The organism is Streptococcus parasanguinis (assembly GCF_016648925.1).
Classification (GTDB): Bacteria; Bacillota; Bacilli; order Lactobacillales; family Streptococcaceae; genus Streptococcus.
Genome location: NZ_JACLQX010000006.1, coordinates 75,868 through 92,348 on the forward strand (window position 1 = coordinate 75,868; position 16,481 = coordinate 92,348).

Below are 16,481 nucleotides of genomic sequence, written 5' to 3' on the forward strand. Positions count from 1 at the left end.
GACTTACCTCACTTGACCATTTCCATTGACGATATATTTGTAACTGGTCATTTCCCGGAGTCCCATCGGTCCACGCGCATGGAGTTTTTGGGTCGAGATCCCCATTTCACAACCTAGACCAAATTGTCCCCCGTCTGTAAAGCGTGTAGAAGCATTGACATAAACGGCTGCTGAATCCACCTGCTTGGTGAAGTAAGCAGCAGTCTCAGGATTTTCAGTCACAATAGCATCTGAATGATGGGTGCTATGAGCTTCAATGTGGTCCGTCGCTTCCTCAACTCCATCAACGACCTTAACCGCTAAAATATAATCTAAAAATTCCGTATCAAAATCCTGCTCCTGTGCTGCTGTTCCAGAAATGATAGTCTGTGCTTGCTCATCTAGGCGCAACTCAACGGATTTTTCCCGTGCATCCACTAAACGCTCTTTGACCAAAGGCAAGAAGTCAGACGCGATCGCTCGATCGACCAACAAGACCTCCATGGCATTACAGACGGATGGGCGGCTGGTCTTAGCATTTTCAATAATGGCGAGTGCCTTCTGGAAGTCAGCCTCCTTGTCCACATAGACATGGACAATGCCAGTTCCCGTCTCAATCACGGGGACAATGGCATTTTCAACCACCGCTTGAATCAGGCCAGCACCACCACGTGGAATGAGCAAGTCCAGATAGCCCTTAGCCTTCATCAACGCAAGGCTAGAAGCTCGACTCGTATCTTGGATCAGTTGAAGAAGATCTGGATTCAGTCCGGCTTCTTCCAATCCAGCCTTGAGGGCTGTCACGATCGCTTGAGCAGAATGAAAGGCATCCTTTCCAGTACGAAGGACCACTGCATTTCCACTCTTAATGGCAAGCGCTGCAGCATCAGACGTTACATTTGGACGGCTTTCATAAATAATGCCAATAACACCCATGGCGACTCGAACTTTCTGGATTTCAAGACCATTTTCCAAGACTTCAGTATCCAGCACTTCCCCAATCGGATCTGGCAGGTCTATTAAAGCACGAATTCCTTGTGCCATCCCTGCAATCCGCTCTTGATCAAGAAAGAGGCGATCCAGCATGACTTCAGAGATCTTCCCACGTGCTGCTTCCATATCGATCTGATTGGCTGCTAAAATGGCATCCGTAGCTTTCAGAAGCTGGCTGGCCATGGCCTCCAAGGCCTGATTTTTAAGTGCGGTACTGGCTGTATTGATGCTTTTCTTAGCAGATCTCGCTAAGGCTAATTGTTCTTGTGTTGTTCCCATACGTTTTCCTCTAGAATTCTGTAAAGAGTAGGTCAATCTCAGGAGTTACCGAGATCCAATCATCCCGGTGGATGAGGATTCCCTTAGCTTTTTTAGATTGGAGTAGATCGCGCACAGCTGATTGGCCCAGACGAACCTTGCCTTTTCCTAGTAATTGACCAGTCTCTTGATGATAGACGCTGACGATGTCGTGATAAGAGAAATCCCCTTCTGCCTTGGTCACACCAGAAATTAATAAACTCTTCCCATGATCCAACAGGGCTTCCGCTGCTCCAGCATCCACCCAAACGGCTCCTTTGCTTTCAGCATAAAAGGCTAGCCATTGCTTCTGGGTTTTTAAGCCCTTATCCTCTGCAAGGAAGTAACTGCCATCTGCTTGCTCTTGCGCAGCTTCGAGCAAGGCATCAGACTTGAGAGACGAGCAAATATAGACAGGAACCCCTGACTCGGTCGCAAGGGTCGCTGCCTTGAGTTTGGTCAGCATTCCACCAGTTCCGTTGCTACTGCCAGCACCACCAGCCATCTCGATCATCTCGCGGGAAATGTGTTCGATTCGATCCAAGCGCTTAGCTGTTGGATCCTGAGAAGGATTGGCTGTATAGAGACCATCTACATCTGTTAGAAGCACCAAAAGATCAGCTTGAACCATGGCTGCAACCTGCGCACTCAATGTATCATTGTCTCCTACTTTTAACTCAGCAATCGAGACCGTATCGTTTTCATTGATAATCGGGATGGCCCCACGATTAAGCAAGACAGAAAGGGCCTGGTGAGCATTCTTATAGCGGCGCTGATCCGCAAAGTCATCCTGGGTCAACAAAATCTGCGCAGAAACAATGTTGCGCAAGAGCAGGTTGGCTGTGTATTCTTCCATCAGTAAGCCTTGCCCAACTGCCGCAGAAGCTTGCTTGTCTGCCACCTTGGTCGGCCGTTTTTTAAAACCAAGGGCACCAAACCCAGCAGCAACTGCCCCTGATGAGACCAAGATCAACTCATAACCTGATTCATGTAAGAGAGCCAACTGCTGCGTAATGACCTTGACCTTCTGTCTGGAGAGACTCCCATCGGGATTGGTCAAAGACGAGGTCCCTACTTTAAAGACGATTCGTTTTGCTTTCATCGCTATGATTCTTTCTAATACTATTTATTTCGTATCTAATGAAAGTGACTGAATCTCCATTCAGCCATCTTCACTATCCTTTTCGAAGGTCTTCCAGCGTTTTCTCAAAGATCGCTGGCACTTCTGCTGTAAATTCCAAGGTCTCGCCTGTACGGGGGTGGGTAAAACCTAGTGTCCGCGCATGAAGAAACTGTCCTTGTCCTTTAAGTGTCTTCTTAGGACCATAAGCAGGATCTCCAGCTACTGGATGGCCAATATAGGCCATATGCACCCGAATTTGGTGGGTCCGACCAGTCTCCAGTTGCAACTCTACCAAGGTGTAATTCCCAAAGCGTTCCAAGACTTGAAAACGGGTCACTGCTGGTTTTCCTTTTGCCGTCACCGCTTGTTTTTTCCGGTCCTTTTCACTGCGACCAATTGGTGCTTCAATCATGCCCCGATCGTTAGGAAGGTTGCCATGGACAATGGCCCAATACTTCCGTAGAGATTTTTTGTCTTTTAGTTCCTCTGCTAAGGCGACGTGAGCTTGGTCATTTTTTGCGACCATCAGGAGACCTGACGTGTCTTTATCGATCCGATGAACGATCCCTGGACGCAATTCCCCATTGATCCCTGAAAGGTCCTTAACATGGTATAACAGCGCATTGACCAAGGTTCCACTGGTATGACCCGCACTTGGGTGAACAACCATGCCTTGAGATTTATTAACCACCACAACATCCTGGTCCTCATAAACGATGTCTAAGGGCAGATCTTCTGCTTCATAACTGACCTCTTCCACTTCTGGGACTTCATACTGGATGATGTCTCCTTCTTTGACCGTGTACTTGGCTTTTTTCACAGTCCCATTGACCAGAACTTTCCCTTCTTTGATCTGCTCATTGGCCACAGCTCGTGACAAGGTAGTCAAATCCGCCAAAGCCTTATCCAGTCGCGCACCGGCTACTTCGATTTTAATTTCCATGCGTTTCCTCTTTCAACATCAGGATCAGGAGCAAGAAAACTCCAACTGTCAAATAACTATCTGCTACATTAAAAATGGCAAAATTCATAAAATCCAGGTGGAACATATCGACCACAAAGCCTTGACGCAGGCGATCGATAAAATTCCCCAAGCCACCTGCAATCACCAAGGTCAAACCCGTCACCATCCAAAGCGACCCCTTGAGGTGCTTATAAAGATAATAAAAGGCCCCCACCATCACGACTAGAGTGATGAGGGTAAAGAACCATTGCTGATTTTCAAGAAGTGAAAAGGCTGCACCTGTGTTTTGAAGATAGGTCAGACTGACCACATGGGGAATAAAAGACTTAACGACACCCAGTGGAATGTTCTTGACTACACACCATTTGACCAACTGATCCAGTAGGATCAATAGCACGATTGCTACCGGAACCATTGTTTTTCTCTTCATTTCTTACCTCTTTTGATCAAAATACTCTACCATGACCTCGACAAACTTCTCTGCTACAGGGGAGAGATCCATCTCTTCGCGTTTGACATAGACCATTTTATTGTCCAAGTTGTCTTCTAAAGGAATCACGGTAATGCCATTCACTGACTGGCTATCTAAAAAGCCTGATCCTGTCGCATAAGCATCTGTCCGCTCCAAGATCCCATTCAAGGTAGCCCGGTCGGTTACATTGAACATTTGGGAGCTCGAACTGGTATCGACAAAGTTCTCTGAATAATAGAGGTACTCATCTTTTTCTTGGGTAAAGCGAACAGTTGGCAATTGAGCTAGATCTTCCATGACCAGTTTTTTCTTCTTAGCCAGAGGGTGTCCCTTGCGAAGGTAAATATGAGTCTGAAAAGGAATCAAATCCACCACTTCAAGTCCTAATTTATCAACCCGTTGCATAATTCCCTTGGTATTTTGACGGTTGAGATAAATAATCCCTAACTCACTATGCCCTTGAGCCACTTCATCCAAAATTTGGACCGTCGTTGACTCAAAGATGCGGAAGTTTTTATTTTCCGGATAGCGGATCGAGAATTCCGTCATCAATGGTGGCAAGAAGTCATAGTGTTGACTAGAAATAGAGAATTCTTTCTTCTCTTCTTCAGGACTGGCATATTGATTTTGAAAAATATCAAACCCTTTGACCACATCCTGCGCTTTTTCATAAAATTCCATTCCCCGACGGGTCAAAAAAGTTCCAGAACTGGTCCGACGAAAAATCTTAAACCCCAGTTCTTTTTCCAGATCTCTGACGGAGATGGACAAGCTAGGCTGACTTACATACATTTTTTCAGCAGCCTCACGAAAAGTACCACTGTTGGCAATCGCCACTACATATCGTAATTGTTGTATATTCATTCTATTTTCCTTATTACAGTATCGATCTATTATACCATAAATTAGGGGCTGAAAGAAGAGATCCGTTTAAGAGACCCTCTTCTAGTAAAAATAAAAAAGAGAGTGGGACAGAAATCGGTAATTCGTTAGAATTCGATTTCGTCGTCCCACCTCCGCACAGTTGAGTAGGGCTGTGAAAGCTGATGAAATCAGCTTAGTAGAGCCCACTCAACCACTGCGTTTTGCTCGACAATCCAAAAACAATTGAGAGGCTAGGACTTCTGTCCCAGCCTCTTATACTTATTCAATCACTTGACTTTCAGCTACTTTCTTGTACCAATGAGCCGATTTCTTTGGATAGCGCTCTTGGGTTTCAAAGTCCACATAAAAGAGACCATAGCGTTTTTCATAACCATTAGACCAAGAGAAGACGTCCATGAGAGACCAGATGAAGTAACCTTTGACATTAGCACCATCTGCAATCGCATCAGACAAGACCTCCAAGTGTTGCTTCACATAATCAATCCGGCCATCATCATAAACCGTATTGTCCACAAATTCATCTTTGTATCCCAATCCGTTTTCAGTGATGTAGATCTTTTTGTAGTTTGGATAATCTTTCTTAACACGCATGATTTGATCATACAACCCTTGAGGATAAATGATCCAATCCCAGTCTGTACGAGGGACATAGTCAGGAGCTACACGACGTCCAACACCTTTGATTTGGTATTTAGAGCTTCCTTTTTCCCCTTTACCGTTATGAATGATTTCTGTTTCGCCGTCAAAAGCTTCCATCCAGTCACTCATGTAGTAGTTAATTCCAAGGAAGTCGTTCAAATCTTTAGCTGCTTCAAGCGCTGCAAAGTCTTCGTCACGAAGATCCAAGCTACCACCATTGGCAGATAAGATGTGATTAACACCTTCCATAGTTTCATCGGAATAGTGACCAAGGTAGGTTGCATCTAGAATAAATTTGTTGTGAATGATATCTTCCAACTCAGCCGCACGTACATCTGCAGGATTTTTAGGATCCAATGGATACTTAGTTGGAAGGGCGTGAACAACCCCGATTTCACCTGTATAACCTTTATCTTTGTACAATTTCACAGCACGCGCATGAGAAACCATCATATTGTGGTGTGATTGGAAGACTTTGGCAAGGTCATACTGAATTCCTGGTGGGAATTTCCCTACCAAGTACTGACCATCACCGATTGGGCCGATTTCATTGAAGGTTGTCCAGTAGTTGACTTCTGGGAATTCTTCAAAACAGAAGGCCGCATAATCTATAAAATGTTCGATGTTTTCACGGTTCAAGAAGTCTCCATTTGAGTGAAGAGCCTCAGGGGTATCAAAGTGATGGAGAGTTACGAATGGTTCTACATGACGTTTATGACATTCTGCAAATAACTTATGATAGAATTCTACCCCTTTTGGATTGACTTCACCATAACCAGTTGGGAAAATACGCGACCAGGCAATGGAAATCCGAATACCATTGACACCGTATTCTTCAGCTAATTGAAGGTCTACTGGATATTTGTGGTAGAAATCACTAGCAGGTTCTGCTGTATACCAATAGTTATCAGCTAAGTATTTGTCCCATGCAACAGGGCCTTTCCCATCTGTATGAGTAGCCCCTTCTGCTTGATAGGCGGCTGTAGCGCCACCAAAAATAAAATCTTTAGGAAGTGTTTTTGTCATTTTTTCACCTATTTCTTAATTGAACCAAATGAAAAGTGAGCGGAGAGGAGTTAGTGAGCCATCCATCTCCATCTCACTTCTTGTTCCAAGCCACCGAATTGTGACATGAGGAGGTAAAAACGATATATTTTTACCGACGAATTAACAAGTCGATTAGGAAAATCGCCATAGCGATTTCCGTTACGATAGGAGACTGTTTCACAGTCCCTATCGTTAATCGAATTGTTCTTGAACGAATGCAAGAGCGCCTTTACCATCACGAGTCAACTTGATGTATTGAGCTCCTTCAGTCTTAGCCAATTTGATTCCAAGTTTATCTGTTTCAGCCTTCATATCTTCATAGTTTGAAGCTACTTGAGGAGCAAGGATAACAAGGTCAAATTCTGGCAACATTTCACGGTGAGCACCGTAACCACCAGCAGCAGCCTTCACAGGAACATTGTATTCTGCAGCAGCTTTATTCAAAGCATTGGCAAGAAGTCCACTAGTTCCACCACCGGCACAAAGAACCAATACGTTTGTTTCTTTTGTGATATTGTTTTGAACTGGTTCACCTTCAACACCAGCTTTTTCAAGAATAGCATCTGCTTTTGCAGTGTTAAAGTTTGCAGCAACTTTTTCTTTCAAGCTATCGTTTGATTTACCTGAACGTTCTTCTTCAAGAATTTGTTCATCGTAAACTTTAACGAATGGGTAGTAAATGATCACGTCTACTACAACAAGAAGTGCAGCAAGGATGAAGGAAAGTACTTGGAAGTTCGTACCAAGAACAATACCCAGAGGTCCAGGAGTTGTCCATGGTAGGTTAGAAGTAAATGAGTTCATTCCCAAGGTATCAACAAAGAATTTGAAGATCCATACGTTTGCAATTGGAGCAAAGATAAATGGAATGAAGAAGATTGGGTTCAATACCAATGGAGCACCGAACAAGATTGGTTCGTTAACACCAAAGAATGTTGGAACTACAGATGCACGTCCAATTGCACGGTTACGTTTTGATTTCGTTAACCACATGAACATGAATGGAACGACAAGAGTCGCACCAGTACCACCCATAGTAACGATAAACATTTGAGTACCTGAAGTAAGGATCTTATCAGCGTGCATTCCTTGTTGAATCAAGTTCAAGTTTACTTCGGCATTTGCATAAGTGATCGCTGCAATCGCAGGCTCAACGATAGATGGGCCGTGAATACCAATAAACCAGAAGAATGCAAAAGCACCGAAAATGATCGTAATTCCAACATAACCATCTGCTGCTGAGAAGAGAGGAGCAAGAAGCGTACCGATAGATTCAGCTACTGTTACACCGAGACCGCCCTTAACAATCAATTCAAGTCCATAAAGGAGAACCACTGATACAGTGAATGGAATCAAGTCTTTAAATACTTGAGAGATATTTGGTGGAACCTCGTCTGGCATGCGAATCGTCACATTATTTTTCACACAGACCTTATAAACATTAACGGTAACAAAGGCTGCAATGAAGGCTGTCAACAGACCTTTTGTACCCATGAAGGCTGTTAAGAATCCACCTTCTTTAGCAGGTTCGGCAGCCATGAGCAAGAAGCCAACCATAGAAGCCAACATTGTAGAAATGAAGTTGATTTGGTTAGTTGCTGGAAGGTCGCGGTTCATTGAATCAGTCAAAGCCTTAGCCGTTGTACCACCAACGAAGAAGGCCAAGATGCCCATAGAATAGCTATATGGAGTCATCAAGAAAGTTTCAATATCTTTAGACCAATGGAATCCCCAAGCGTTTGGTACATACGCAATTAGGATGAAGATAGATGAGAAAAGGATAACAGGCATCCCTGCAATAAAGCCATCCCGAATCGCTCGCAAATATTTGTTTCGAGAAATCTTTTCAAAGAAAGGTTTCCCTTTTTCAATCAGTTCAATCAGTTTATTCATTATTTCGCTCCTCTTTTATATAGTTCAATCAGATGGTGAATCACGTCTTTTAATAGGATTGTTGTCATGAGATGGTCTTGACCATGCATCATGGTAATGCTATAGGGGATTTCTTCTCCTGCTGCTTCATGCGCTAGCATGGTCGTTTGAGATTTGTGAGCCTCAGCGATACAAGACCCCGCTTCTTCTACTAAGGATTCTGCTTTAGCAAAATCACCATTTTCAGCAGCTTTTAAGGCTTCCACTAATTTTGATCGAGCGTCACCGGCATAAGCGACAATTTCAAAGCCAAGTAATTGGACTTCTTCTTTATTCATGTTGGTTCCTCCTTATGATACCTTTTGAAAATTTTTATAATAGACGTTGAATATGAAGGGCTAAATAGACTTTTTCATTAGGAGATATCTTGGCTCCTGTCTGTTCAGCGATGGTTTGGTAGATTTGATGACTAATCTCATAAGCCTTTGGATAACTTAGCTGAATCAGTTGTTCCATCTCGCTCAAACCTTCTGGATCTTCTCTTCCCTTATCTAGCGAATCTAGGAAATAATTGAGATGGATCATAAAGCGATCATAGAAATGACTGTTTTCTTCTTTCCGTTTCAATCCATTTTGAGCTAGTTTTTCTTCTACAGCTTTCAAAATAACTTGTCGGTCCTGAACATCTGGATCTTGCTCATGAATCATTTCCCCTTGTGCATTAATGAAATGATAAGCGATGCGATTCACTTCATCGTCAGGAAATTGATCCAAGAGCCGCTTTCGAAAGATCTCAATCGCTTCTTTTGCGATTTTATAGGGAATCGGATGCATAGCAGACACATCAGGAAGGTCACTGTATTTATATCTTCCCTGTTGAACTGCCTGGTAAGAACAAAAGATGTGATCTGTTAATGTCACATAGATATATTCTTGAACAGGATAGGCATATTTCTTAGACAAGGTATCAATCACTTCATAAGTGGTTGTAATGAAATCAAGAGGAACATTCTTTAGAAGGGCCATAAAGTTTTCTCTTGACTCATCCGTGTTTAAACGAAATACTTTTTCGACCTTATCATCAGCTACTAGATCATGTTTCTTTTTCCCAAATGCAATCCCACTCCCAATAACAATCAACTCTTGTTGTAGTTCATTTTGAACCAAAGCAACATTATTGTTCATTGGATGGATAATACGATACATGAGGCTCTCCTTTGTAAAATTTGTTAAAAGCAAATAAAAATGACCACGAAGCAACTGAAAAAACTAGCATACACTAATTGTTCAGTCTACTTGTGGTCACGCCTAATCTAACTTAGTAACGCTCACTGCTATTCAACTTATAAACTTATTCTATCATAAACTTTTTGTTTTGTAAACCCTTACAGCGAAAATTTTTAAACATTTTTTTATAAAAAATAAACAAGACCTTGAAATAATGAAGAGGCTGGGATAAAAGTCCTAGCCTCTCAATCATCTTTGGATTGTCGAGCAAGACGCAGTGGTTGAGTGGGCTCTACTACGCTGATTTCATCAGCTTTTACAGCCCTACTCAACTGTGCGGAGGTGGGACGATGAAATCGAATTCTAACGAATTACCGATTTCTGTCCCACTCTCATTTTTCTTATGAAACCGATTCGAAATTCATTCTTTTCTGCGTATCTTCTACGACGTCTTTTAAAGTGGTTTGAGCCATTTCTTTTTCCATAGCAGTCTGAATGTCCTCAAGCTTCCCATCTAAAACATTGTGGATATTGTGACCAATTGGGCAGGCTGGATTCGGATTGTCATGAAAACCAAATAATTGACCTGTCGAACCTAAGCATTCTACCGCTTGATAGATATCCAGCAGGCTGATCTCATCGGCTGCTTTAGCGAGTTCAGCTCCTCCTGTCCCACGCGCTACATGGATCAATCCAGCTTTTTTCAACTGAGACAAGGTCTTTCGAATAATAACAGGATTCACGCCAACACTTCCTGCCAAAAAATCACTGGTTACTTTTGTTTTTTCTCCTTGTAGAGCAATCATGATCAAGACATGAGTCCCAATGGTAAAGCGACTCGAAATTTGCATGTTTTTACTCCTTTCTGCCAGTTCTGAAAGTGGTATCTATTGAACGATTGTCAACAGATGACTCTTACTACCCTTATTATACTAGTTTTTGTTGTAATGTCAACAGTTACACTATTGGAAAAAATCCTCTAACCAAGCATCGATTTCTCGATCATGACCTTCTCTCTGCTCAATCTCATGAAGTAGCTCATGATTGTGGGTATGATGAATGCCATTGACCAAACTTTCATAATACACTTGATAATAAGGAAGATGGAGGTCTTTAGCAAGTTGGAGTTCTTTTTGCACATCATAATCCACCCGTCTAAAATCGACATCTTTTAGCCCCATTTGATCAAATTCAAGAATGGCATACATGGCCCGAAGATCCTTGCGAAGATTCTTTTCCAAAAAGAAGGGTTGACCGATCGACCCAGGATTGATGATCAGTTCTCCTCCTGTCCCGTAGCGAAAAAACTGCTGGTGAATGTGTCCGTAGACTGCAATATCACAAGACGGGTTTGTCACCAAGCGATCAAAATCCTTCTGCTCACCAATGTGGATCAATTCCCGACCCCAATTCTTGTCAGGTAAGTGGTGGGTAATGCCGATCTTTAAACCTGCGATTTCTCTATGGACCTGCATGGGCATTTCCTGCATGTCTTCAATTTCCTGGGGCGTGATTTCTTCAAGAATATATTGACACTGGCGCATGAGGTAGCGATGACTGGGTCTGGTCTCATCCAGCATCCCCCTCATGGCCCGCCAAAGACTATCTTCCCAGTTCCCAAGGACTTTTACCGTAATCGGTAACTCCTCTAACATCTCCAAGAGGGCCCGTCTCCCTGTTCCTGGCATCAAACTATCTCCTAAGAGCCAATATTCATCCACCTTGGCTTTTCGACTATCCTCTAGGACAGCTTCCAAAGCTGTCGTATTTCCATGAATATCTGAAAGTAAAGCAATTTTAGTCATGATCTTCTCCTACTATCCATTATAACAAAGAGTAGAAAAACTTCCACCCTGGGGTGAAAGTTTTATGAGAATTCTATGCTGCTCGAAATGAAAAATAAGGTTAGAGGACTCATTTTGTCGCTATCAGCTACGGGCTTTGTATCTTAGTCTACTGATTTGAGGGCTTCGAGCATGTCTACTTTTCGGAGATAATGGTCAACATAAATTCCTAACAGGACCAAAAGAAGGATCAGTCCCCCTACAGGGAAGAGGAAAACACCAAGTCCTACTTTGGGGTAAAAGAGAATGGCATCTGGTGCAATCATGGCAATAAGAAATTGATGAAGATAATAGCCCCCCACTAACCCCATGAGGATCCCTATGATAGACAATAAGATGGTTTCGCGGTAAATATAGAGTGTCACTTCCTTATTATGGAATCCCAAGACCTTGATGGTCGATAATTCACGGATCCGTTCTGCCACATTGATATTGGTTAAATTATACAAGATCACGATAGCTAACAAAACCGATACAACTACTAGAATCATCATGGTGGTGTCCAACGATTTGGCAACTGAGTTAAAGAGGGAAATCATCGAAGCATTTTGACTGACTGCCTTCACAGCTGCAAGAGCCATCATGTCCCGACTAACTGCTTGCACTTGTTGTGTGGATGAATTTCGCAGCTGTACCAAATAGCTGTTTTCTGAAGTCCGCTCTCCGTAGATTTTTTGGTAACTTGCCTGATCCATATAGATAAAATGGCCGACATAATTTTCAGTGATTCCTGCCACCTTAAAAGAGTGGCCATCTAGGGTCAGTCGATCCCCAACTGTAATCTGGGCTAGTTGTGCCAGTTTGCTACTGATGATAACCCCTTTCTTTAGAGACAAGGACTCCCCTTGCTTGAAAGAACGCAGGCTGACAAAGGGAGAAAAATCTGCACGATCCGTAACCAACATCGTAACGGTCTGTTTGTCGTGTCCATTTTTTAAAGAAGCTTCAATGACCTTACTATAGATGGCTCGATAATCCTTGATGTCTGATTTTGCCAGACGATTGGTTAGTTCTTTGCTTTCTTGGTAGGAGGCATTCGTTTTTTTGGCTACAATCAACTCATAAGATAGGATCTCTTGAAATTGGCGTTTGGAAACACTTCCTACAGAAGATTGAATCCCTAGCCCTGCAAAGAGGAGAGCAACAGAACCTGCCACTCCAAAAATGGTCATCAGCATCCGTTGTTTGTAACGAAAGAGATTACGAGCAGTGACCTTGTGAGTGAAACTCAGACGCTTCCAAATAAAATGGAGACGCTCCAGGAAAATCTTCGAACCGGATACCGGTGGTTTGGGAAGTAATAGAAGATTGGCTTCTTCTTTTAATTCCTTACGCGAAACCCAATAAGCCGGAAGCACACTCGCAACGAAAGACAGTCCGAGCGCAATCAGAGTCATATCCCCATAAAAATACTCTCTGCTCTCTCCAATCACCATCCCTTGCGTAATAATGTTGGAAATGATCCCCGATAGGAAATAATGGCCCAGCAAGGTTCCTAGAAGGGTACCGATCGTCCCTGCAAAGAATCCATAGAGAACAAATTTGAGAATGATGTCCCTGGTACGATAGCCCAGTGCCTTAAATATACCTGCATTGGTCCGCTCTTCATCGACAAAGCGGGTCATCGTGGTAAAGGTCACCATGGCGGCTACCAGATAAAGAACAACCGGAAAAATATTTCCGACAGCGGAGATACTACTACTGGCATTGCTATACATCAGGTAACCTTGTCCACCTGGCATGGTCTTGCGATCATAGACATGATAAGTTGGAATTTCCAGCTGATCTCGCTCCCTTTGGGCTTTTTTCAGCTCACCCTCTTTTTTTTCAAGCTCCGTTTCACCTGCAGTCCAGTCCTTCTTTTTCTGATCCAGTTGTTCTTTGGCTTGATGGAGCTTTTCTTGACTGGCTACTTGCTCTTTAGCTGGCAGAAATGGAGCTAATTTCTTGAACTGGGCCTCCTGCAAGTCTAATTGTTTTTGAGCCTGATCGATCTGATTTTTAGCTGACTGGAGGGTTTCCTTGGCACGACTGAGTTCTTTCTGGCCTTTTTGAATCTGCCCATCCGCCTCCTGCTTGAGTCTTTGATAGCGAGCCTTTCCATTGTCTTTCAGAAGTTTTTCTAACTCTTCTTGATGAGCTTTGAGCCCTTTTTGGTAGACTTGCGAAAAAGAATCTAAAGACTTCAGATCATCAAACTGGATCCGCGCCATCGCGGGAAGTTTAGTCGTAAAGACCTCTTTTGAAACTAGTGCATAGGCATCTAGATTTCCACTACCACTCATGGCAGTGCCTAAATTCTTTTGAGACCACATCTCAGAGGATTGAACAAAACCAACAATGGTGAATTGCTTTCGCTTTAAACTAGAGCGCGTTCCAGCCTTTTCTTCAAGTGTGAGGGTATCCCCTATCTGATAGCGATCCTCCCAAAAACTTGCTAGGGCCAGTTCCCCTTCTTTTTTGGGCAGGCGCCCCTTGGTCACACGAAAGAAAGAAAGACTTTTTGGGGCAGAAAACAGTCGAATTGCCTTTCCTGTTCCTTTCACTGTCAGATCCAGCAGTGAACCAAATTCGACACGCGCCCCTTTGACTCCTAAAAGCTCCTCTTGGTCTGCCTGGTCTAATCCCAAGTCCCCCATGACAGCAAGATCTAGCATCTTTTGTTGCTGAATAAACTGGTTAGCCGTTCGATGCATATTTGGAGTAGTCACCTTTAAGCCTACCAAGGCCAAGCTTCCCAATAACATCAAGGTTAAGATGGAGAGAAAACGTCCTTTTGAATGTGTAAAGGAAGCAAACAAATCCTTCCAATAGACTTTTCGTTTCATGCTAGCACCTCTTCTAATACTCTAGTGTAGCAATATCTTGAGGAAGCTCATTGATTTCTACTGACTTGACCTTGGCATCATGCATGCGAATCACACGGTCTGCAATCGGAGCTAGAGCCCCATTATGGGTTACGATGATGACCGTCGCTCCCTTTTTTCGAGACATATCCTGTAAAATCCCCAATACTTGCTTACCTGTCTGGTAGTCTAAGGCTCCTGTAGGCTCATCGCAAAGGAGAATTTTAGGGTTTTTCGCCACTGCCCGAGCAATCGCCACCCGTTGTTGCTCTCCACCTGACAATTGTGCAGGAAAATTATCAAGACGATTGCCAAGTCCTACTTCTCTTAAAACGGCTTCCGGATCCAAGGCATCAGAGACGATTTCTGAAGCCAATTCGACATTTTCCTTGGCTGTCAGATTGGCTACTAAATTATAAAATTGAAAGACAAAGCCAACGTCATCTCGTCGATAATCCGTTCGTTGATGGGAATTGAGCTTAGAAATATCCACCCCATCAATCAGGACCTGTCCTTCGTCATTCGTGTCCATCCCTCCTAAGATATTGAGAACTGTTGATTTTCCAGCTCCTGACGCCCCTAAAATAATGACCAATTCGCCTTTTTCAATCTCAAAAGAAACATCCTGATTAGCGAGAATCTCCGTTTCTCCACTAGTGTATCGCTTGTAACAGTGCTGCATTTCGATGTAGGCCATTTTTTCTCTCCTCCCTCCTATTTCCTATCTATATTATAGTCCTTTTCGTATAGATTACAAAGAAATCGAGGCATCACCAATAGTGATTCTTCCTCATTATCATGAACTATTATAAATTTTATGCTATAATTAGAGAGAAATTTGATTTATTCTTAGAAAGAAGGCTCATCATGAGTTTACAACAGTTTGAAAGGAAATCTCTTCAAGAAATCAACCAGTCTATTGACGTGCCAAAAGGCATCCCTTTTTGGAAGACCCTCCTGCTCTTTTCAGGACCAGGAAGTCTGGTAGCTGTCGGCTATATGGACCCGGGAAACTGGATTACTAGTGTGGTCGGAGGGGCACAATACCGCTACCTCCTCTTATCAGTGGTTCTTCTCTCCTCTTTAATCGCCATGCAGTTGCAACAAATGGCTGGTAAACTAGGAATTGTCCATCGTAAGGACCTGGCCCAAACAACCGCCCATCACTTGCCAAAATGGCTTCGCTATACCCTTTGGATTGTGATCGAGCTTGCCCTGATGGCGACAGATTTAGCAGAAGTCATCGGATCAGGGATTGCCCTCCACCTTCTTTTTGGCTGGCCCTTGCTTTTTTCCATTCTGATCACCATCTTTGATGTCTTCCTCTTATTGGGGCTCATGCATCTAGGATTTCGAAAGATCGAGGCCATCGTATCAACCTTGATCCTCACGATCCTTGCGATTTTTGGTTATCTCGTCTTTCTTTCGAAGCCAGATATCGGGGGAATCTTCGCTGGCTTCCTCCCTCAAAAAGAGGTGCTAGGAATTGGGCTACCAAAAGGAAATGAAGCCTTAACCCTGGCGCTTGGAATCATCGGAGCAACGGTGATGCCCCACAACCTCTATCTCCACTCTTCCATTTCGCAAACGCGTAAGGTCGATTACAAAGATCCAGCAGATATCAAACGGGCAGTGCGCTTTATGACCTGGGATTCAAATATTGAATTGAGTTTGGCCTTCGTCGTCAACTCCCTCCTCTTGATTCTTGGAGCGGCCCTCTTCTTCGGTCACGGGGATAAGATCGGTGCTTTTTCTAGCATGTACAATGCCCTCAAGGATAACCACATTGCCGGTGCTATCGCTAGTCCCTTCTTGTCCACCCTCTTTGCCATCGCTTTGTTAGCCAGTGGTCAAAATTCAACCATTACTGGGACCCTAACTGGTCAAATCGTTATGGAAGGTTTCTTGAGATTCCGCCTGCCACAATGGGTCGTTCGTCTCATGACTCGGATCATTGCCCTTCTTCCTGTCATCATCGTTGCGATCTTATTTGGAGATCAGGAACATGTCCTTGATGACCTTCTGGTTTATTCTCAAGTCTTCCTATCAGCGGCTCTTCCATTCTCCATCTTCCCTCTGGTTTATTTCACCTCCAACAAGGAAATCATGGGAGAGCATGTCAATGCGAAATGGAATACTTTCTTAGGCTATCTCGTTGCGATTGTCTTAACTATCTTAAATTTCAATTTGATCGTGACAACTTTTATCAAATAAAGAGAGAGTGGGACAGAAATCGGTAATTCGTTAGAATTCGATTTCGTCGTCCCACCTCCGCACAGTTGAGTAGGGCTGT

At 43.4% G+C, this 16,481-nt stretch carries 14 protein-coding genes; 1 reads left to right on the forward strand and 13 read right to left on the reverse strand.

What is annotated here, in order from left to right; all coding sequences use genetic code 11:
* Nucleotides 1–3 precede the first annotated feature (3 nt).
* The 13 genes from H7T97_RS03565 to H7T97_RS03625 form a co-directional block, all read right to left on the reverse strand.
* Complete coding sequence (locus H7T97_RS03565; protein ID WP_155214227.1) at nucleotides 4–1,251, reverse strand: glutamate-5-semialdehyde dehydrogenase; 1,248 nt, start codon at nucleotides 1,249–1,251, stop codon at nucleotides 4–6.
* A gap of 10 nt (nucleotides 1,252–1,261) precedes the next feature.
* Nucleotides 1,262–2,371, reverse strand: coding sequence for a glutamate 5-kinase (gene proB, locus H7T97_RS03570; RefSeq protein ID WP_155126054.1), 1,110 nt, complete (start codon nucleotides 2,369–2,371; stop codon nucleotides 1,262–1,264).
* A 73-nt stretch (nucleotides 2,372–2,444) separates the two neighbouring features.
* A complete protein-coding gene (locus H7T97_RS03575; RefSeq protein ID WP_155126056.1) occupies nucleotides 2,445–3,335 on the reverse strand; it encodes an RluA family pseudouridine synthase in 891 nt (296 codons plus the stop codon).
* Nucleotides 3,325–3,786, reverse strand: coding sequence for a signal peptidase II (gene lspA / locus H7T97_RS03580; RefSeq protein ID WP_155126058.1), 462 nt, complete (start codon nucleotides 3,784–3,786; stop codon nucleotides 3,325–3,327). Before lspA ends, H7T97_RS03575 begins: the two co-directional genes overlap by 11 nt.
* Nucleotides 3,787–3,789: 3 nt before the next feature.
* Entirely contained in the window at nucleotides 3,790–4,692 is a 903-nt protein-coding gene (locus H7T97_RS03585) for a LysR family transcriptional regulator (protein WP_003001728.1), read from the reverse strand.
* A gap of 279 nt (nucleotides 4,693–4,971) precedes the next feature.
* Nucleotides 4,972–6,378 (reverse strand): 6-phospho-beta-galactosidase, encoded by a 1,407-nt coding sequence (lacG, locus tag H7T97_RS03590; protein ID WP_201089443.1) that lies wholly within the window; start codon nucleotides 6,376–6,378, stop codon nucleotides 4,972–4,974.
* 213 nt (nucleotides 6,379–6,591) lie between these two features.
* On the reverse strand, nucleotides 6,592–8,292 hold the full coding sequence (locus H7T97_RS03595; protein ID WP_201089445.1) for a lactose-specific PTS transporter subunit EIIC: 1,701 nt from the start codon (nucleotides 8,290–8,292) through the stop codon (nucleotides 6,592–6,594).
* Complete coding sequence (locus H7T97_RS03600; RefSeq protein WP_003007713.1) at nucleotides 8,292–8,609, reverse strand: PTS lactose/cellobiose transporter subunit IIA; 318 nt, start codon at nucleotides 8,607–8,609, stop codon at nucleotides 8,292–8,294. Before H7T97_RS03600 ends, H7T97_RS03595 begins: the two co-directional genes overlap by 1 nt.
* 34 nt (nucleotides 8,610–8,643) lie before the next feature.
* Complete coding sequence (locus H7T97_RS03605; protein ID WP_201089446.1) at nucleotides 8,644–9,477, reverse strand: PRD domain-containing protein; 834 nt, start codon at nucleotides 9,475–9,477, stop codon at nucleotides 8,644–8,646.
* A 422-nt stretch (nucleotides 9,478–9,899) separates the two neighbouring features.
* A complete protein-coding gene (locus H7T97_RS03610) occupies nucleotides 9,900–10,349 on the reverse strand; it encodes an Rrf2 family transcriptional regulator (RefSeq protein ID WP_201089448.1) in 450 nt (149 codons plus the stop codon).
* A 111-nt stretch (nucleotides 10,350–10,460) separates the two neighbouring features.
* On the reverse strand, nucleotides 10,461–11,303 hold the full coding sequence (locus H7T97_RS03615) for a metallophosphoesterase family protein (protein ID WP_201089450.1): 843 nt from the start codon (nucleotides 11,301–11,303) through the stop codon (nucleotides 10,461–10,463).
* Between the two features lie 143 nt (nucleotides 11,304–11,446).
* On the reverse strand, nucleotides 11,447–14,170 hold the full coding sequence (locus H7T97_RS03620; RefSeq protein WP_201089452.1) for an ABC transporter permease: 2,724 nt from the start codon (nucleotides 14,168–14,170) through the stop codon (nucleotides 11,447–11,449).
* Nucleotides 14,171–14,183: 13 nt separating this feature from the next.
* Nucleotides 14,184–14,885 (reverse strand): ABC transporter ATP-binding protein, encoded by a 702-nt coding sequence (locus H7T97_RS03625; RefSeq protein WP_049490853.1) that lies wholly within the window; start codon nucleotides 14,883–14,885, stop codon nucleotides 14,184–14,186.
* A gap of 170 nt (nucleotides 14,886–15,055) precedes the next feature.
* Here H7T97_RS03625 and H7T97_RS03630 point away from each other — a divergent pair, with 170 nt between their 5' ends.
* Nucleotides 15,056–16,402, forward strand: a complete 1,347-nt coding sequence (locus H7T97_RS03630) for an Nramp family divalent metal transporter (RefSeq protein ID WP_003013089.1) — start codon at nucleotides 15,056–15,058, stop codon at nucleotides 16,400–16,402.
* Nucleotides 16,403–16,481: the final 79 nt, after the last annotated feature.